Genomic DNA, 16,834 nt, shown 5'->3' on the forward strand with positions numbered 1-16,834 from the left:
GTTGCCGAGACACAGCGCAGACCTCCCGAGGTAAGACCGACCGCCTTCACCGCACGCCCGCCGAATTTACCACCCCGACCTTTGATGACCTTGGACTTCGCGATCAATTGCTCGCTCGTCCGGCCGGGTAGGCCTCGTTATCCGGTGTTTGTCCATCGGGCCGCGGCTTTGCTCCACGCTTTCTTCAGACCCCACCTCACGATGACGCCCTTGCGCTTCGCTAATCCTTCGCCGCCATCAGGCTGGATAGAGGACTTCCACCTCCAAGCTGTCGCTCATACTCGGCACACAACAAAAAGGCCGGCGCGAGGCCGGCCTTTCGTAACGCAAGAGCGTCGGAGACGAAGCTTAGTACTTCGCGACGATCGGGCCGCCGAAGTGATAGTTCACGCCGACCTGCACGGTGTGGAAGTTGAGCGTGCCGGACGCCAGCGGAGCGCCGAGGTTCGAGAAGTAGTTCTCGCTGCCGAGGCTGCGATAGAGGTACTCGCCCTTGACCGACCACTGCGGAGCAAAGAACGCCTCGACGCCGGCGCCGACGGTCCAACCGGAGTGGAACTTGCTGTCCGACACTGAAACGCCCAGCGCGGAGACGGTGATCTTGTTGTCGATCCAGGCGTAACCACCGGTGCCGTAGAACAGGACGTTGTTGACGGCCCAGCCGATGCGGCCACGGACGGTGCCGAGCGCGTCGGTCTTGGACGACACGGTGACGCCGAGAGCGGTCGCCGAGGCGCTGACGTCAGCCCAGGAACCATCGGCCTCGATACCGAACACGACGTTGCCGGTCTGCCAGTTGTAGCCGGCGGTGCCGCCGACGAAGCCACCCTGCATGCGGGGGCTATTGGCGTCTTCCCAAGCGCCGCCGCCGACGATACCGAGGTAGAAGCCGGTCCAGTTGTAGACCGAAGCCACAGCCACCGGAGCCTTGGTGTACGGGCGGGCCGCGAGATCAGCCGCCGACGCGGGGGCAGCCAGAGCGAACAAACAGGCCGAAGCCAACAAAACCTTCTTCATTTTCAACCTAATCCCAGTCCCAGTTTCTGTTGTTGCCTTCCGTGAACGGAAGGGCATCGGACGCCGTGGTCCAACTGGCGTCGTGCTTACACCAGCGAAGCCGCAAGTTGTGTACCCAAAAAGCCACAACAGTCACAAAACGTCATAATCGCTGACTGATTGTTTCCTTCGCTCGCACGCAGCAAAAAGGCCGGCACAAGGCCGGCCTTTCGTCAGATAAAGACTATGCTCGCGATCAGTACCTGGCGATCGCCGGGCCGCCCCAACGGTAGTTCAAGCGGATAAGGGCGAGATCGACGTCCTGACGGACGCGTTCGGTCTGAACGAAGACTCCGCCCAAGGTGAAGTCGACGTTTCGAGTGCCGAGGAAGATGTGATCGTACTCGAAGCCCACCGACCAGTTCGGAGCGAAGCCAAATTCGACGCCCGCGCCGACCGTTCCGCCCCAGCGTGTTCCGCTGGCCGAACCGAACGTCGTGCCAGCACCCACAAAGCCCGGCGCGATGCGGAGATCGTATCTGTCGTCCACGACGGCGCCGCCGCCCTTTACGTAGACCAAAACGTTATTCCAGGCATAACCGATCTGACCGGTAATCAAGCCGAAGGCATCGACCCGCGTACGGTTCTCCTGACCTGGCGCGGTCGGGCTGGTGTTTCTTCCGCTAAAATCGGCCCAGTTGCCCTGGCCTTCCACGCCAAACACCCAATTGGCCGACTGCCAGCGATAGCCGACCTGACCACCGATTGTGCCGCCCGTTGCGTTATGGCAGCCGTCGTTGATCAGCGTACCGGTGACTGGGGTCACGAAGTCCCAGCAATTGCGGCTGGAGCCCCAGCCCCCGTTGATGCCGATGTAGAAGCCGCTCCAGTCGTAGATGGTCGCGACCATCGGGGGCGGAGCCTTGGTGTAAGGACGCGCCGCCAGATCCGCCGCGCTCGCGGGAGCCGACAGGCCCAACGCCACAGCACCGATTGTACCAATTAAAATCTTATTCATTGCAGTCTCCCCGGGTAAGGTCCGCTTCTTGAGGGTCCCCCGAAGCGGCCGATCAGGCGCGACGCCCATTTGAACTCAATTCCGAGGCAACCGTAGCTTAAGCGGGAGGCAGAGTCCGTCTCCGAAATGCAACAGTCACAGGGCAAGTGCGAGGCAGCTAACATGATGAATGTTAAGTAGTTTTCGCCGATTTAGGGAACCCGAAAAAGTTCCATCCGGAGCGCATCATTTGATAGGCATGCAGGCACCGTCCGGGGCGAATATTCCGCAGCCACCCGGAAAGAACAAATCTGGAACAGACCGGCAGGCGATGCTATATGTGGGGATAACCCGAGCGCTGATGGGCTGATCGGTCCGCGCAAGCGTATAGGGTCGCGTCAAACAGGTTGCAGAGGACCGCGGGGCGCGGTGCGGCCTTGCGAATGCAGCCTTACGAATTCAGTGCATTTGGAGTGGAGAGCGGCGATGGCGGGAAGCGTCAACAAGGTCATTCTGGTTGGAAATCTCGGCAAGGATCCTGAAATCCGCCGCACCCAGGACGGGCGGCCGATCGCGAATCTGAGCATCGCGACCTCGGAAACCTGGCGCGACAAGAACAGCGGCGAGCGCAAGGAAAAGACCGAGTGGCACCGCGTCGTGATCTTCAATGAAGGGCTCTGCAAGGTCGCCGAGCAGTATCTGAAGAAGGGCGCGAAGGTTTACATCGAGGGCGCGCTCCAGACCCGCAAATGGACCGACCAGAGCGGCGTCGAGAAGTACTCGACCGAGGTCGTGCTCCAGGGCTTCAACTCGACGCTGACGATGCTCGATGGCCGTGGTGGCGGCGGCGGAGGCGGCAGCTTCGGCGACGAGCCGGGCGGCGATTTCGGCTCTTCTGGTCCGGTCAGCAGCGCGCCGCGCCGTCCCGTTGCCGCCGGCGGCGGCCGCAACAGCGACATGGACGACGACATCCCGTTCTGAGGGCTGCGGGAGAGCCGGCTAATCCCGGCGCAGATAACGGCCAACTCGGTTTTCAAGGATCCGGACCAGGGCAGGATCCATGAATTCGTAGTCGTCCGGAATGTCGAGGCAGATGACCCGCTTGTTGTTCAAGCTGGATCGGAATTTCCGGTTCAGCTTGTTGCGGTGGGTCTTCTCCATGACGAAGATGATGTCGGCCCATTCGACCTGCTCGGCGGACAGCAGCACGTCAGCGCCGTTTGCAATGCCGGCCGAGTCGGTCTCGATTCCCGGCCAAGTCGAAAACACCTGTTCGGCGGTAGGGCTGCGGAGGCGATTGGCGCTGCAGACGAAAAGGACGTTGGTCACTTACCGCTCTTGGTGATGATCGATCAGGTGTCCGTAGGAATGTCCGGCCGGTGCTTTGCGGGCAGGCTCCCCGAGTTCCTACATAAATACCCCTTGTTGGTCGATGGAATCGATGACGTCCGCTCTGACGCTGGTCGGGAACGCTCCTGTATCGCGTTGCCCGCTCGCGTGAAGTGGCAGGATTTCTTATCAATCAGCAGGCAAGGCTCGGGTTTTCCGCGCTTGCCTCACGTGCAACCTCAAGTCTTTGACGGGGTGCGATGTGAATGATATTAACTTCATGTTAATCCCATTCACATCGGTCGCCGTGCGACCTGAGGGAGCTCCGCATGAGCCTTGCGCCGCTGCTTGAGGCCGCGCCAGCGATCCCGCTGCATGCCTTTGCCGCCATGGCCGCCTTCGTGCTCGGCCTCGTCCAATTCTCCGCCCCCAAGGGCACGCTGCCGCACCGGACGATCGGCTGGATCTGGGTGGTCCTGATGCTGGTCGTGGCCGCCTCGTCGTTCTGGATCCACCAGATCCGTCTGGTCGGGCCGTTCAGCCCGATCCATCTCTTGTCGATCTTCACCTTGGTGGTTCTGCCGCTCGCGGTGTGGCGGGCGCGCACGCACCGTGTCGCCGACCACCGGCGGATGATGATCCTCATCTTCGCCGGAGCGCTGGTGGTGGCGGGCCTGTTCACGCTGGTGCCCGGGCGCGTCATGCACCGGGTGATTTTCGGCGCGTAAGGGGTGGTTCCGTCCGGTCTGTTCCGGCGCCGTCCGGGACAGTGTTGGGAGGGGCGTAAGTCTCTGGAAAAACAGTCGGAAAAAGCGCTTCCCGAGACCCGGCAAGGGTGGTTATCAGGGGTGTGATGCGCTATATGATTCCCAGACAAAAACTCACCGGATTCCCCCTTGGCTGACGACGACAACAAGCCCGGCGACCAGCCGGTGCATCCCTCGGACATTCGCCCCGTTTCCATCTACGAGGAGATGAAGAAGTCCTATCTCGATTACGCCATGAGCGTGATCGTGGCGCGTGCGCTGCCCGATGCGCGCGACGGGTTGAAGCCGGTCCACCGCCGCATCCTGTTCGCGATGCACAATCGCGGCGACACACCGGACAAGAAGCACAAGAAGTCCGCCGGTGCCGTCGGCGAGGTCATGGGTAAGTACCACCCGCATGGCGACCAGGCGATCTACGACGCCTTGGTGCGCATGGCGCAGGACTTCTCGATGCGCGCGCCGCTGATCGACGGGCAGGGCAATTTCGGCTCGGTCGACGGCGATCCGCCGGCGGCAATGCGCTACACCGAGTCCCGCCTGACCAAGATCGCGCTGAAGCTGCTCGAGGACATCGACGACGACACCGTCGACTTCCAGGACAATTACGACGGCTCCGAAAGAGAGCCGGTGGTTCTGCCGGCGCGGTTCCCGAACCTGCTGGTCAACGGCGCCGGCGGCATCGCGGTCGGCATGGCCACCAACATCCCGCCGCATAATCTCGGCGAGGTGATCGACGCCTGCGTCGCGCTGATCGACAATCCGTCGCTGACCATCGACGAGCTCATCAACATCATCCCGGGCCCGGATTTCCCGACCGGCGGCATCATCCTCGGGCGCCAGGGCATCCGCAGCGCCTACCATCTCGGCCGCGGCTCGATCGTGATGCGCGGCAAGGTCACCTTCGAGACGGTCCGGAAAGAACGCGAGGCGATCGTCATCACCGAGATCCCGTATCAGGTGAACAAGGCGACGATGGTCGAGCGCATCGCCGAGCTCTACAAGGAAAAGAAGATCGAGGGCATCTCTGACCTGCGCGACGAGTCCGACCGCGACGGCTATCGCGTCGTCGTCGAGCTCAAGCGCGATGCCGTGCCCGACGTCGTGCTGAACCAGCTCTACAAGTTCACGCCGCTGCAGACGAGCTTCGGCGTCAACGCCGTCGCGCTCGATTCCGGCCGTCCGCAGACCATGACCCTGAAGGACATGCTGACGATCTTCGTCGGCTTCCGCGAGCAGGTCGTCACCCGCCGGACCAAATACAAGCTGCGCAAGGCGCGCGAGCGCGCGCATGAGCAGGTCGGCCTCGCCATCGCGGTCGCCAACATCGACGAGATCATTCGCGTGATCCGGACCTCACCCACGCCGGCTGCAGCGCGCGAGACCCTGATGACGCGCGACTGGCCCGCCCGCGACGTCGAGGACATCATCACGCTGATCGACGATCCGCGCCACCGCATCAATGCCGACGGGACGATCCGCCTTTCGCTGGAGCAGGCGAGGGCGATCCTGGAGCTGCGCCTGGCGCGCCTCACCGCGCTCGGCCGCGACGAGATCGGCGACGAGCTCTCCAAGCTCGCCGGCGAGATCAGCGACTATCTCGAGATCCTGCGCTCGCGCGCGCGCATCCTCGACATCATCAAGAGCGAGCTTGCCGAGGTGAAGGCGGAGTTCGCGACGCCCCGCCGCACCGTGATCATGGAGCAGGAAGGCGAGGTCGAGGACGAGGACCTGATCCAGCGCGAGGACATGGTCGTCACCGTCTCGCACGCCGGCTACGTCAAGCGCGTGCCGCTGTCGGCCTACCGGGCGCAGCGCCGCGGCGGCAAGGGCCGCTCCGGCATGCAGACCCGCGACGAGGATTTCGTCAGCCGCCTGTTCGTGGCCTCCACGCACACGCCGGTGCTGTTCTTCTCCTCGCGCGGCCAGGTCTACAAGGAAAAGGTCTGGCGGCTGCCGATGGCCGCGCCGAATGCGCGCGGCAAGGCCATGATCAACATCCTGCCGCTGGAGCAGGGTGAGCGCATCACCACCATCATGCCGCTGCCGGAGGATGAATCGACCTGGGGCCAGCTCGACGTGATGTTCGCCACCACGGGCGGCAACGTCCGCCGCAACAAGCTGTCCGACTTCGTCGACGTCCGCCGCTCCGGCATCATCGCCATGAAGCTCGACGACAACGAGGCGATCGTCGACGTGCAGATCTGCACCGAGCGCGACGACGTGCTGCTGACGGCTGCCGGCGGCCAGTGCATCCGCTTCCCCGTCACCGACGTGCGGGTGTTCACCGGGCGCACCTCGATGGGTGTGCGCGGCATCGCGCTCGGCGAGGGCGACAAGGTGATTTCGCTGGCGATCCTGCGCCACGTCGAGACCACCTCGGACGAGCGCTCGGCGTATTTGAAGATGCGCCGCGCGGTCGCGGGTGAGGCCGCCTCGGAAGAGGCAGCCGCGGATGCCGAGGCCGAGGAGACCTCAGGCAGCTTCCAGCTTCCGCAGGAGCGCTATGTCGAGATGTCGGCGCAGGAGCAGGTCGTGCTGACGGTCTCCGTCAACGGCTATGGCAAGCGGACCTCGTCCTACGAGTACCGCACCACGGGCCGCGGCGGCAAAGGCATCGTCGCCATGAGCGTCAACAACCGCAACGGCAATCTCGTGGCGTCCTTCCCCGTGGAGGAGGCCGACCAGATCATGCTGGTGACCGACAAGGGCCAGCTGATCCGCTGTCCGGTCGAAGGCATCCGCATCGCCGGCCGCTCGACCCAGGGCGTGATCGTGTTCGATACAGCCGAGGACGAGCACGTCGTCTCGGTGGAGCACATCACGGAAGAGGCAGAGAGTGGCAACGGCGAGGGCGGGAACGGGGCGTGATGCCCTGTTCTATGCAGCGCTCGCGAGCTTCGTGGTAAGATCGGCAAGCATCTCTCGCTTGCCGATCTGGGCCATCCAGCACCAGAGCTCCAACGTGCAATACATGTGGTAGAGCGCGAGCGTCTGCTCCCAGTCGGGGTGCGCGATCGTGCCGTAGCCGGCGAGCAATCCGTCGCGCTTCGGCGCATCCTTCGGCGTGAAATAGTACAGCGCTTTCGCGATATCCATCAGCGGATCGCCGGATGTCGCATTCTCGAAATCGACGATACCCGTCAGATGCGGTTCGCCCTCCGGCGTCACCAGCACGTTGCCGGCATGGAAATCGTAGTGGCACAGGCGAGGGGTGACGGCTGCCTCGAACAGATGTTGCCGTGCTGCAACGCTGCCTCGCAGGCGCGCGGCCAGCGCGGGATCACCGCCGCGCGTGCAGAACTCCGTCAGCTTCCTCTCGAACTGCGCGGACATGTAGGCGTGGTTGCTCGGATACGCCGTCCACACACCGTTCGGGCCGATATAGCCAAAGCTGTCGAGGGCGACGTCGTTGATCCGGCGCAGCGCCGCGCCCATCTCGGCATAGATCGCAAACAACTCGGCCTCCGACAGCGTCGCCTCGCGCCGGCCGAGTATCGCGCCGTCGAGCCTGGTCATGAGCACGTAGTTGAGGTCGATCGCCGTTCGCGTGTCGTCGGCAAGCAGGATTTTGGGAATGGACGTGCTGAGGTCTCGCAGGAGTCCCAGGACGTAAACCTCCTTCGCCATCTTCCACTGCAGCGATGCAGGGTAGACCTTGAGGATGCAGGCGGGCGCATCCGCCAGCGTGATCTCGAGCACGGTGCTGATCTCCCCGCCATGCAGCTCGGTGATGCCGAGCACCGACGCGTGCGGAGCCATCCGACGGACGATCGATTGCGCCTGATCGACCGTGATTGCCAGCCGAGGTTTCAGTTGCAAGGGCGCATCGTTGGACATTTGGATTTACTTCGCGGGGGCCGCGGCGCCTAGATCTCCAGCTCCGTGCCGAACTCGACGACCTGCCTGGTCGGCACGCCGAAGAACGCGGCGGAGCGTTCGGCGTTGCGCTGGAGGAAGGCGAATACGCCTTCGCGCCAGACCCACATGCCCGGGACGTCCTCGCGCGGGATGATGGTCTCGCGGCCGACGTAGTAGGTGATGTCGGCGAGATCGATGCCGGGCAGCTTGCCCTGCCGGCACGTGAGAGTCAGCCCTTCGTAGATGGTCGGGTTCTGCATGAATCCGTAGCGCAGAACCACGCGGGTGATGCCCGGGATGATTTCAATCACCTCGGCGCGTTCCTCGTCGGGAATGTGCGGGGATTCCTCGATCAGCACGGTGACCAGCAGCACGCGTTCGTGCAGCACGCGATTGTGCTTGACGAACTGGGTCAGCGCGAGCGGCACTCCGCGCGCCGCCGACGCCAGGAACACGGCGGTGCCGGGGAGCCTTGCGCTGCATTTGTTGACCGCGGTCTCGATCAGGTCCTCCTCGGGCTGGCGCAGCCGGCCGCGTGCCGCTTCGACCAGCTTCACGCCGGCACGCCAGGTCAGCATCAGGAAGGCGACGAGGCCGGCGAGCAGCAGCGGAAACCAGCCGCCCTCGAACAGCTTGATCGAGTTGGCGGAGAAGAAGATCACGTCGATCACGAAGAAGAAGCCGTTGACCGCAACCACGAGCCACGGCGAATAGCCCCACTGGATCGCAACGAGGGCGGCAAGCAGCGTCGTGATCGCCATCAGCAGCGACACCGCGATGCCATAGGCGCCGGCGAGCGCGTCCGAGGTGCCGAAGCTCAAGACCGCCCCGAGCGTTGCCGCGGCGAGCAGCCAGTTCACCAGCGGCACGTAGATCTGGCCGATCGCGTGGCTGGTGGTATGCCGGATCTGCATGCGTGGCAGGAAACCGAGCTGGATCGATTGCTGGGTCAGCGAGAACACGCCGGAGATGATCGCCTGCGAGGCGATCACGGTCGCGACCGCCGAGAAGGCGACCAGCGGATAGTGCAGGGCGTCGGGGCAGAGCTGGAAGAACGGATTCTCGATCATCGAGGGATCGGTGATCAGCAGCGCGGCCTGGCCGAAATAATTCAGGACCAATGCGGGCAGGCAGATCGCGAACCAGGCCAGCCGGATCGGCATGCGGCCGAAATGCCCCATGTCGGCATACATGGCTTCGCCGCCGGTCACCGCGAGGAAGGCCGCGCCGAGGATTCCGAACGAGATGTGGAAGTCCTGGTGGATCAGGAAGTTGAAGGCATAGAACGGGCTGAGCGCGGCCAGCACCGCCGGCGCCTTGACGATGCCGTGGATGCCGAGGGCGGCGAGCACGACGAACCAGGCCAGCATGACCGGTCCGAAGATGCGGCCGATGAAGCCGGTGCCCTGCTTCTGCATCATGAACAGGCCGATCAGGATGACGACGGTCACCGGCACGACCACCGGCGCCAGCGAAGGCGCGTCGACCTTGAGGCCCTCAATGGCGCTGAGCACGGAGATCGCCGGCGTGATCGCGCCGTCGCCATAGAGCAGGGCGGCACCGACGAGGCCGACCACCAGGAGATGCGCCCGCCAGGTGCCAGGTTGGGCGTTGCGCGCGTGGAGCAGGGCCAGCAAGGCAACGATGCCGCCTTCGCCGCGGTTGTCCGCGCGCAGGATCAGCAGCGCATATTTCAGCGAGATGATCAGCAGCAGCGCCCAGAGGATCAGCGAGGCAACCCCCAGGACAGCGTCGTGACTCAGCGTGCCGCCATGGGCAGCCGCCTTGGCGGCTTCCTTCAGGGCGTAAAGGGGGCTGGTGCCGATATCGCCATAGACCACCCCGAGGGCGCCCATGGTCATGGCAAGCGGCAGCGGATCAGGGTGATGGCCGGAGGCGACTGCAGGCGTACTGGACAAAGGCACCCCCCGATGGGATCGCGCCCGCCGGGCCATTCCGACGGGCGCGAGCATCACGCAGTCTGCGACGAGACGTCGCAAATATCCATGGGGTTTATCCTGAGGGGCTTTCCTGACGCGAAACTGACAGGGCCGACTACGGCGTGCGGTCGGCGGTCACGAGGCGGGCCTCGCGGACATTGGCCTTGCTGCCGGCGCGGCGCAGGCAGGACGCCTCGAAATTCGGCCAGGCCTGCTGCGAGCAGTCACGGCCGATGGTGCGGATATCGAGCCGGTCGCTCTTGGCGAGCGGCTGCGGCACGCTGGCTTCGACCGTCGGGGCAAAGCCGGGCAGGAGGGTGAGGGCTGCGGCAACACACGCAGAGAGTGCGATCGCTGAAAGCGCCTTGATCATTGACTGTCCCCTGTGATGCGGCCGCCTACGCCCAGTCTGCGGCCCGTCGTTCGTTGGCCGGATTAGTAACCATGGCCAGTTTCCGGACGTCTTCGCGGAGGCTGGAAATGGTTTCGTTCGCACTCTGTTTTGTTTCGTGACCGCCCCCAGGACGAAACAAACCGGCCCCCGCCGACACCTCCAGCTGACATTTTTCGGCAAACGGGCAGAAACGGAGAAGGAACCTGCCCGGCTTGCCGGGCCGGGCCGGGCGCGGTAGGAGGGGGCCATGCCGCGCATCGCCTTCTATCCGGGTTCCTTCGACCCCATCACCAACGGCCATCTGGACGTGGTTCGCCATGCCGTTCCGCTGTGCGACAGGCTGGTGGTCGCGATCGGCGTCCATCCCGGCAAGAAGCCGCTGTTCTCGACCGAGGAGCGCCTGAAGATGCTCCAGGACGTCTGCGGCCCGATCGCGGCCCAGGCCGGCTGCGTGCTCGAAGCCGTGACGTTTGACGATCTGTCGGTGACCGCGGCGCGCAAGCACGGCGCCACCATCATGATTCGGGGCCTGCGCGACGGCACCGACCTCGATTACGAGATGCAGCTTGCCGGCATGAACGAGGCCATGGCGCCCGAGGTGCACACGGTCTTCCTGCCGGCCTCTCCCATGGTCCGCCCGATCACCGCCACTTTGGTGCGCCAGATCGCAGGGATGGGCGGAGATGTCTCGACCTTCGTGCCGCCGCTCGTTGACACCCTGCTCAAGGCCAAATTCGCCGGATAACGGCGCGCTTCCTCAATTCATCAGATCCGGAGTTTTCATGATCCGTCGTCTCGCAATTCTTGCAACGATCTTTGCCGCGCTCATTGGCGCGGCGCCGGCGATGGCGCAGCAGCTGCCGGCGAACCTCGACAAGGCCAATGCGCTGGTCATCGACACCACCAAGGGCCGCATCGTCATCAAGCTCAGGACCGATCTGGCGCCGCAGCACGCCGAGCGCCTCAAGACGCTTGCGCGCGAGGGCTATTACAACAACGTGCCGTTCCACCGCGTCATGGACGGCTTCATGGCGCAGACCGGCGACGGCGAGAAATTCAACGGCACCGGCGGCTCGAAATATCCGAACCTGAAGCAGGAATTCTCCAAGGTGCATTTTGCCCGCGGCATTGTCGGCATGGCCCGGCGCGGCGACAGCGTCGACACCGCCAATTCGCAGTTCTTCATCATGTTCGCGGATGGCGGCAGCCTCGATGGCCAGTACACCGTGATCGGCGAGGTCGTGCAGGGCATGGACGTCGTCGACAAGCTGAAGAAGGCGCCTCCCGGATCAGGCAGCGGCACCGTCACCGATCCCGACAAGATGGTGAAGGTGCAGGTCGCTTCCGACATCAAGTAGGGACACGCGATGGCGCGCTGCGGCAACAGGCTTCTGGTCGCTGCCGCGGTGCTGCTGCTCGGTGTCTCAGGCGCGAAGGCCGAGGGCGCACAGGTCAACACCATCCAGGACGTCTTCCGGCATCTGCACACCTGCTGGAAGCCGCCGCCGCCCGCCAGGGCCCGCCCACTCGACATCACCGTCGTCGTGAGCTTTAACCGGGACGGAAACATTCTGGGCCATCCGCGGATTACCTATGAATCCGCGGAGGCCTCCGACAATGACCGGCTGCAATACCGGATCGCGGTGATGGAGGCGTTGCAACGCTGCACGCCGATGCCATTTACCGATGCAATGGCCGGCGCCGCGGCGGGGCGTCCATTCGCGATCCAGTTCCGTAACCGCAAGACTTCACCCCCAACGCAAGAGAGACGAGTATGAGCGTCACCGAAAACACCTTGATCCTCGAAACCACGCAGGGCCCCGTCACCATCGAGATGCGGCCCGACCTTGCGCCCGGCCATGTCGCGCGCATCAAGGAACTGGTCCGCGAGGGCTTCTACGACGGCATCGTGTTCCACCGCGTGATCGAGGGCTTCATGGCCCAGACCGGCTGCCCGCACGGCACCGGCACCGGCGGCTCCGGCAAGAAGCTGAAGGCCGAGTTCAACAAGGAGCCGCATGTGCGCGGCACCGCCTCGATGGCGCGCGCCGCCAATCCCGATTCCGGCGACAGCCAGTTCTTCATCTGCTTCGACGACGCCCGCTTCCTCGACAACCAGTACACGGTGTGGGGCAAGGTCACCGAGGGCATGGAGAACGTCGACAAGATCAAGCGCGGCGAGCCGGTGCAGAACCCGGACAAGATCGTCAAGGCGCGGATGGCAGCGGACAAGGAATAGTCACCCGTCATTCCGGGGCGCGCGAAGCGCGAACCCGGAATCTCGCACCCCCATCTCGGGATTCCGGATCGCCGCGCTCGAGGCGCGGCGTCCGGAATGACGGTGCTAGTGAGACATGCGCACCGATCTCTTCGATTTCGACCTGCCCGCCGAGCGCATCGCGTTGCGCCCGGCGAGTCCGCGCGACTCCGCGAAGATGCTGGTCGTCGAGAACGGCGCGCTGCGCGATCAGGTCATTGCCGACCTGCCGCAATGGCTGAGGCGTGGTGACCAGCTCGTCGTCAACGACACCAAGGTGATCGCGGCGCAATTGAAGGGCCGCCGCATCGGCCGCGAGACCGAGCCGAAGATCGAGGCGACGCTGATCAAGCGGCTCGACGGCTCGCGCTGGCAGGCGTTGGTAAAACCCGCCAAGAAGCTCACAGCCGGCGACCGCATCCGCTTCGGCAATGAGGGCAAGGTCTGCCTGCTCGGCCATCTCGATGCCGAAGTCGAGGCCAAGGGCGTCGAGGGCGAGGTGACGCTGTCGTTCTCATTCCACGGCCCGGCGCTCGACCAGGCCATCGCCGATCTCGGCAACCCGCCGCTGCCACCCTACATCGCCTCCAAGCGCACGCCTGACGATCAGGATCTTGCGGATTATCAGACAATGTTCGCGGCGAACGAAGGCGCGGTTGCTGCCCCAACCGCGGGGCTGCATTTCACGCCCGCGCTGGAGCAGGCGCTGCGCGCGCGCGAGGTCGGCATCAACCGCGTCACACTGCATGTCGGGGCAGGGACCTTCCTGCCGGTCAAGGTCGACGACACCGAAGGCCACAAGATGCACGCCGAGTGGGGCACCATCCCGGCCGAGGTGGCCGAGCGGCTCAACAGCGCGAAAAGGAATGGCGGCCGCATCGTCGCGGTCGGCACCACGTCATTGCGTCTGCTCGAAAGCGCAGCGAGCGAAGACGGCACGATCCAGCCGTTCGCAGCCGAGACCTCGATCTTCATCACCCCCGGCTATCGCTTCCGCGCCGTCGATATCCTGATGACGAATTTCCACCTGCCGAAGTCGACGCTGTTCATGCTGGTGTCGGCCTTCTCGGGGCTCGAGACGATGAAGCAGGCCTACGCGCACGCGATCGCGAGCGGATACCGGTTTTATTCGTACGGCGATGCGTGCCTGCTGTTTCGGTCCTAGAAGCTGGCAGCAATCGCAAATCCATCACCGTCACCCTGAGGTGCTCGCCTCTTCGGCGAGCCTCGAAGGGCGACGGCCCGGCTGCTGCATCTCGGACGTACATCCTTCGAGGCTCCCCGTGCAGCGCCTCGCGCTGCACGGCTCGCACCTCAGGATGACGGGTCGAGAGCGCGTTACGCCATCACCCGCTGCGGCAAGAGCTCGGCGATCTGCACCGCGTTCAGCGCGGCGCCCTTGAGCAGCTGATCGGCCGCCACGAACATCGAGATCGAATGCCCTGAGGGATCGCTGAGGTCCTTGCGGATGCGGCCGACCAGGACGTCGTCCTGGCCCGAGGCGTCGATCGGCATCGGGAAGTAGTTCTTGACGCGGTCATCGACCACCTTCACGCCGGGGGCCTGCGCCATGATGGCGCGGACCTGGTCCTCCGTGATGGGCTTCTCGCATTCGAAGGTGATGGCCTCGCAATGGGCGCGCAGCACCGGCACGCGTACGCAGGTCACGCCGACCGCGATGCTCTCGTCCTCGAAGATCTTGCGGGTTTCCTTGATGACCTTGGTCTCTTCGTCGTTGTAGCCGGTCTCAGGATCGACCGCGGTGTTGTGGTTGAAGAGATTGAAGGCGTAGGGGTGCGGCATCACCTTCGGCGTATAGACCTGCCCGTTGAGATTGGCGCGGGTGGATTCGACGAGCTCCTCCATCGCGGCAGCACCGGCGCCGCTAGCCGCCTGGTAGGTCGAGATGATCACGCGCTTGATGCGGTTCTTCTGGTGGATCGGCCAGAGCGGCACCAGCGCGGTGATCGCGGCGCAGTTCGGGTTGGCGATGATGCCCTTGTGGTCGCGGATGCGGTTCGCGTTGATCTCGGGGATCACCAGCGGCACGTTGGGATCCATGCGGAAGGCGGAGGAATTGTCGACCACGACGGCGCCCGACTTGACCGCGATCGGTGCGAACTTCTTGGAGATGCTGCCGCCGGCGGAGAACAGGGCGATGTCGACGCCCTCGAAGGCGCGTTCGGTCAACTCCTCGATGACGACATCCTTGCCGCGGAACGACACCGTCTTGCCGGCCGAGCGGGCGCTCGCGAGCGCCTTGAGCTTGCCGACGCGAAAGCCGCGCTTGTCCATGGTGGCGATGAATTCGGCGCCCACCGCACCGGTGACGCCGACAATCGCGACGACGGGATCGTTACTCACTTTGTCCTCCATTGCATTTGAGATTCAGACAACAAAAAAGCCCCGGACCATCGAGGGCGGGGCTTCGGTAGAGCTGATGCGTTTAAGTCGACGACCTACGCGCGCACGCCTCCCCGGGCCCCTGGGGCCGTGGTGGTTTTGGTCGTGCGTTTGGTGGTCGTGAACATGGCGGCGACTTATGCGGGAGAGTTTTGCGCCCGTCAATGGCTTTTCGGCAGGAATGTGGCCGGCGACGGACCTGCCGCTATTTGGCGCGCGCGCCCGGCGGCTCCAGGATGACCTCCTTGAGGTCGTCGCCGCTGATCACGACGATCGCAAAACTAAGCCGGCCGCGCTCGCGCACGAGGCCGCCGCTGATGGCCTTGCCCGAGGCTGCGCGCTCGGCGACGCGCACAGCATCGGAAAGGCGGTGCCTGATCGCACCGAGCGCTGCGAGGTTGCTGCGATCGTCGTGGTCGAGCTCGGCGAGCGGCAGGGCGGCTTCGCCGCCGACGAGCTCGCCGGTCGCGGCGTTGATGGTGTGGCGCCAGATCCGGTCGTTGTGCAGGGTCTTCACCCGGTAGACCGGCACGCGGGCAGCCCCGTCGAAACTCACATCCGCCGTCGTGGCGCCGGCGTGGCGGGCCTCGGCAATCGCCATGGCCTGACTGATCGAAATCGACGAGCTGCGGAAGCGCTCGATCTCGCGGCTGACTGCTTGGCGGTCGGCCTCGGCATCACCATCTGTCTCGCTGTGAAGGGCGGTGGGTGTACTTCCGGCCGAGACGATCGCCTGCGCCGGCGCTGCGACGAGCAACGCCGACAGGGCGGTCGCGAAAAACGTCCAGGCGTATTGTCGTGCTGCCTTCATGCTCGAAACCCTCGGCACAGCGAGTGTGCCGGATGATCGTAAAGATTTCGCGGCCGACCTTGGGCAAGGCCGGCCGCGGAGCGTCGTAGCAGGTTGTGCCCGCCGCGGCGTTCGAAACAGCACGAACCTCTTTGGGGCTGGTGAAAAAGCGGTCAGTGCTGCTATAACTAAACCATACCGTATCGTTTTATTTTGGTCAATGCCGTCGCGCCGGCCCCCTTGGGGAAAGACCGCCAGCTCACGGAATTGTCAGCGGGAGGAACGGCGCCGCGGCGTGCCCTTGGCGGCCTCCTTGACGCGATCGGCGGGGCCCAGCGCACCGGCTAGGAACAGCTTGATCGCGGTGCGCATCCGCTTTTCCGCGGATTTCATCTCGAGCGCCGTTCCGAACGTCGCCATGCGGTGGGTGTGGCCGACGACGACGTCGAGAAACACCTCGGCTGCGATGGTGGTGTCTTCGATGTCCAGCGCGCCTTGCGCCACCAGATGGTCGAAGAAGCGCGCCGTGGTGGCGACGGCCTTGAGCCAGCCTTCCTCCTTGCCGAGCTTGGCGACGTCGGGGAAGTTGATGGCCTGCGACGTCATCATGCGGCTGAAGGCGACGGCATCGGGCCCGCAGGTGAAGGTCAGCATCTCGCGCCCGATCTCGACCAGCCGCTGCTCGACCGAAATGTCCGAGGCGCTGGAGAGCTGCGTTTCCGCGGCAGCCGACAGCGGCGCAAGCCAGCGTTCGATCTCGCGCCTCAGCACGGCCGCAAACAGGCCGCGCTTGTCGCCGTAGCGGGAATAGACGGTGGGCTTGCTGACCCGCGCCGCCTCCGCGACCGCATCGAGCGAGGTCGCGTCAAAGCCGCGGTCCAGGAACAGGCGGGTGGCGACCTCGATCAGCCGCTGGTCGCGCTCGATCGCGGCGGTCTTGGTCGGCCGCCCGCCGCGCGATTTCGGCACCTCGCGCCGCGGCGATGCCGATCGTGATTTGGTCGCAGTCAATCCCATGCCCAATGATTCCTGCGCGTTGCCTGTCATTCGCTCTATATCGCGCAGGAGCGGGGGCGTCATCGCGAATCTGGCCGAATTGGCCG

General features: G+C 64.5%; 17 protein-coding genes. 8 read left to right on the forward strand and 9 right to left on the reverse strand.

Translation table 11 applies throughout. The features are described 5' to 3' along the window. Positions 1–348 precede the first annotated feature (348 nt). Both IQ16_RS19230 and IQ16_RS19235 read right to left on the reverse strand, forming a co-directional pair. Positions 349–1,017 (reverse strand): outer membrane protein, encoded by a 669-nt coding sequence (locus IQ16_RS19230; RefSeq protein WP_018642153.1) that lies wholly within the window; start codon positions 1,015–1,017, stop codon positions 349–351. Between the two features lie 235 nt (positions 1,018–1,252). Beyond that, on the reverse strand, positions 1,253–2,014 hold the full coding sequence (locus tag IQ16_RS19235) for an outer membrane protein (protein WP_026311861.1): 762 nt from the start codon (positions 2,012–2,014) through the stop codon (positions 1,253–1,255). 465 nt (positions 2,015–2,479) lie between these two features. Here IQ16_RS19235 and IQ16_RS19240 point away from each other — a divergent pair, with 465 nt between their 5' ends. Beyond that, positions 2,480–2,974 carry a single-stranded DNA-binding protein gene (locus IQ16_RS19240; RefSeq protein ID WP_018642151.1) on the forward strand — a complete coding sequence of 165 codons (495 nt, stop codon included), beginning with the start codon at positions 2,480–2,482 and terminating at the stop codon, positions 2,972–2,974. A gap of 18 nt (positions 2,975–2,992) precedes the next feature. On the opposite strand, the gene IQ16_RS19245 is transcribed toward IQ16_RS19240, so the two are convergent. Further along, positions 2,993–3,322, reverse strand: coding sequence for a low molecular weight protein tyrosine phosphatase family protein (locus IQ16_RS19245; RefSeq protein WP_018642150.1), 330 nt, complete (start codon positions 3,320–3,322; stop codon positions 2,993–2,995). A gap of 329 nt (positions 3,323–3,651) precedes the next feature. On the opposite strand from IQ16_RS19245, the gene IQ16_RS19250 reads away from it, so the two are divergent. Both IQ16_RS19250 and gyrA read left to right on the forward strand, forming a co-directional pair. Further along, entirely contained in the window at positions 3,652–4,050 is a 399-nt protein-coding gene (locus IQ16_RS19250) for a DUF2306 domain-containing protein (protein ID WP_018642149.1), read from the forward strand. 168 nt (positions 4,051–4,218) lie between these two features. Then, positions 4,219–6,957, forward strand: coding sequence for a DNA gyrase subunit A (gyrA, locus tag IQ16_RS19255; RefSeq protein WP_018642148.1), 2,739 nt, complete (start codon positions 4,219–4,221; stop codon positions 6,955–6,957). Between the two features lie 9 nt (positions 6,958–6,966). Here the strand turns inward: gyrA and IQ16_RS19260 are convergent, their stop codons facing one another. The 3 genes from IQ16_RS19260 to IQ16_RS19270 all read right to left on the reverse strand — a co-directional run bounded on the left by IQ16_RS19260 (position 6,967) and on the right by IQ16_RS19270 (position 10,260). Beyond that, the gene (locus tag IQ16_RS19260) at positions 6,967–7,908 is read right to left on the reverse strand and encodes a phosphotransferase family protein (RefSeq protein ID WP_145831680.1); all 942 of its coding nucleotides are present in this window, start codon (positions 7,906–7,908) and stop codon (positions 6,967–6,969) included. A gap of 47 nt (positions 7,909–7,955) precedes the next feature. Beyond that, positions 7,956–9,809 carry a potassium transporter Kup gene (locus tag IQ16_RS19265; RefSeq protein ID WP_018642146.1) on the reverse strand — a complete coding sequence of 618 codons (1,854 nt, stop codon included), beginning with the start codon at positions 9,807–9,809 and terminating at the stop codon, positions 7,956–7,958. A 193-nt stretch (positions 9,810–10,002) separates the two neighbouring features. Further along, positions 10,003–10,260, reverse strand: a complete 258-nt coding sequence (locus IQ16_RS19270) for a hypothetical protein (protein WP_018642145.1) — start codon at positions 10,258–10,260, stop codon at positions 10,003–10,005. A 268-nt stretch (positions 10,261–10,528) separates the two neighbouring features. Here IQ16_RS19270 and coaD point away from each other — a divergent pair, with 268 nt between their 5' ends. The 5 genes from coaD to queA all read left to right on the forward strand — a co-directional run bounded on the left by coaD (position 10,529) and on the right by queA (position 13,703). Continuing rightward, positions 10,529–11,026, forward strand: coding sequence for a pantetheine-phosphate adenylyltransferase (gene coaD / locus IQ16_RS19275; protein WP_018642144.1), 498 nt, complete (start codon positions 10,529–10,531; stop codon positions 11,024–11,026). A 37-nt stretch (positions 11,027–11,063) separates the two neighbouring features. Further along, positions 11,064–11,639 (forward strand): peptidylprolyl isomerase, encoded by a 576-nt coding sequence (locus tag IQ16_RS19280; RefSeq protein ID WP_018642143.1) that lies wholly within the window; start codon positions 11,064–11,066, stop codon positions 11,637–11,639. 9 nt (positions 11,640–11,648) lie between these two features. Further along, a complete protein-coding gene (locus IQ16_RS19285) occupies positions 11,649–12,059 on the forward strand; it encodes a hypothetical protein (RefSeq protein WP_018642142.1) in 411 nt (136 codons plus the stop codon). Continuing rightward, entirely contained in the window at positions 12,056–12,520 is a 465-nt protein-coding gene (locus IQ16_RS19290) for a peptidylprolyl isomerase (protein ID WP_018642141.1), read from the forward strand. Before IQ16_RS19285 ends, IQ16_RS19290 begins: the two co-directional genes overlap by 4 nt. A 115-nt stretch (positions 12,521–12,635) precedes the next feature. Next, positions 12,636–13,703, forward strand: a complete 1,068-nt coding sequence (queA, locus tag IQ16_RS19295; protein ID WP_018642140.1) for a tRNA preQ1(34) S-adenosylmethionine ribosyltransferase-isomerase QueA — start codon at positions 12,636–12,638, stop codon at positions 13,701–13,703. Positions 13,704–13,876: 173 nt separating this feature from the next. Here queA and IQ16_RS19300 read toward each other — a convergent pair whose 3' ends face one another. The 3 genes from IQ16_RS19300 to IQ16_RS19310 all read right to left on the reverse strand — a co-directional run bounded on the left by IQ16_RS19300 (position 13,877) and on the right by IQ16_RS19310 (position 16,748). Next, positions 13,877–14,914 carry an aspartate-semialdehyde dehydrogenase gene (locus IQ16_RS19300; protein ID WP_018642139.1) on the reverse strand — a complete coding sequence of 346 codons (1,038 nt, stop codon included), beginning with the start codon at positions 14,912–14,914 and terminating at the stop codon, positions 13,877–13,879. 232 nt (positions 14,915–15,146) lie between these two features. Next, a complete protein-coding gene (locus IQ16_RS19305; RefSeq protein WP_026311860.1) occupies positions 15,147–15,752 on the reverse strand; it encodes a PepSY domain-containing protein in 606 nt (201 codons plus the stop codon). 249 nt (positions 15,753–16,001) lie between these two features. Next, positions 16,002–16,748, reverse strand: coding sequence for a TetR/AcrR family transcriptional regulator (locus tag IQ16_RS19310; protein ID WP_018642138.1), 747 nt, complete (start codon positions 16,746–16,748; stop codon positions 16,002–16,004). Positions 16,749–16,834: the final 86 nt, after the last annotated feature.

The organism is Bradyrhizobium huanghuaihaiense, from assembly GCF_007830635.1.
Lineage (GTDB): Bacteria > Pseudomonadota > Alphaproteobacteria > Rhizobiales > Xanthobacteraceae > Bradyrhizobium > Bradyrhizobium huanghuaihaiense.

Excerpts from the sequence above, each read along its gene's own strand:
- IQ16_RS19230 (WP_018642153.1), bottom strand. The coding sequence starts at position 1,017 with ATGAAGAAGGTTTTGTTGGCTTCGGCCTGTTTGTTCGCTCTGGCTGCC.
- IQ16_RS19235 (WP_026311861.1), bottom strand. The coding sequence starts at position 2,014 with ATGAATAAGATTTTAATTGGTACAATCGGTGCTGTGGCGTTGGGCCTG.
- IQ16_RS19240 (WP_018642151.1), top strand. The coding sequence starts at position 2,480 with ATGGCGGGAAGCGTCAACAAGGTCATTCTGGTTGGAAATCTCGGCAAG.
- IQ16_RS19250 (WP_018642149.1), top strand. The coding sequence starts at position 3,652 with ATGAGCCTTGCGCCGCTGCTTGAGGCCGCGCCAGCGATCCCGCTGCAT.
- IQ16_RS19265 (WP_018642146.1), bottom strand. The coding sequence starts at position 9,809 with ATGACCATGGGCGCCCTCGGGGTGGTCTATGGCGATATCGGCACCAGC.
- IQ16_RS19270 (WP_018642145.1), bottom strand. The coding sequence starts at position 10,260 with ATGATCAAGGCGCTTTCAGCGATCGCACTCTCTGCGTGTGTTGCCGCA.
- coaD (WP_018642144.1), top strand. The coding sequence starts at position 10,529 with ATGCCGCGCATCGCCTTCTATCCGGGTTCCTTCGACCCCATCACCAAC.
- IQ16_RS19280 (WP_018642143.1), top strand. The coding sequence starts at position 11,064 with ATGATCCGTCGTCTCGCAATTCTTGCAACGATCTTTGCCGCGCTCATT.
- IQ16_RS19285 (WP_018642142.1), top strand. The coding sequence starts at position 11,649 with ATGGCGCGCTGCGGCAACAGGCTTCTGGTCGCTGCCGCGGTGCTGCTG.
- IQ16_RS19290 (WP_018642141.1), top strand. The coding sequence starts at position 12,056 with ATGAGCGTCACCGAAAACACCTTGATCCTCGAAACCACGCAGGGCCCC.
- queA (WP_018642140.1), top strand. The coding sequence starts at position 12,636 with ATGCGCACCGATCTCTTCGATTTCGACCTGCCCGCCGAGCGCATCGCG.
- IQ16_RS19300 (WP_018642139.1), bottom strand. The coding sequence starts at position 14,914 with ATGGAGGACAAAGTGAGTAACGATCCCGTCGTCGCGATTGTCGGCGTC.
- IQ16_RS19305 (WP_026311860.1), bottom strand. The coding sequence starts at position 15,752 with ATGAAGGCAGCACGACAATACGCCTGGACGTTTTTCGCGACCGCCCTG.
- IQ16_RS19310 (WP_018642138.1), bottom strand. The coding sequence starts at position 16,748 with ATGGGATTGACTGCGACCAAATCACGATCGGCATCGCCGCGGCGCGAG.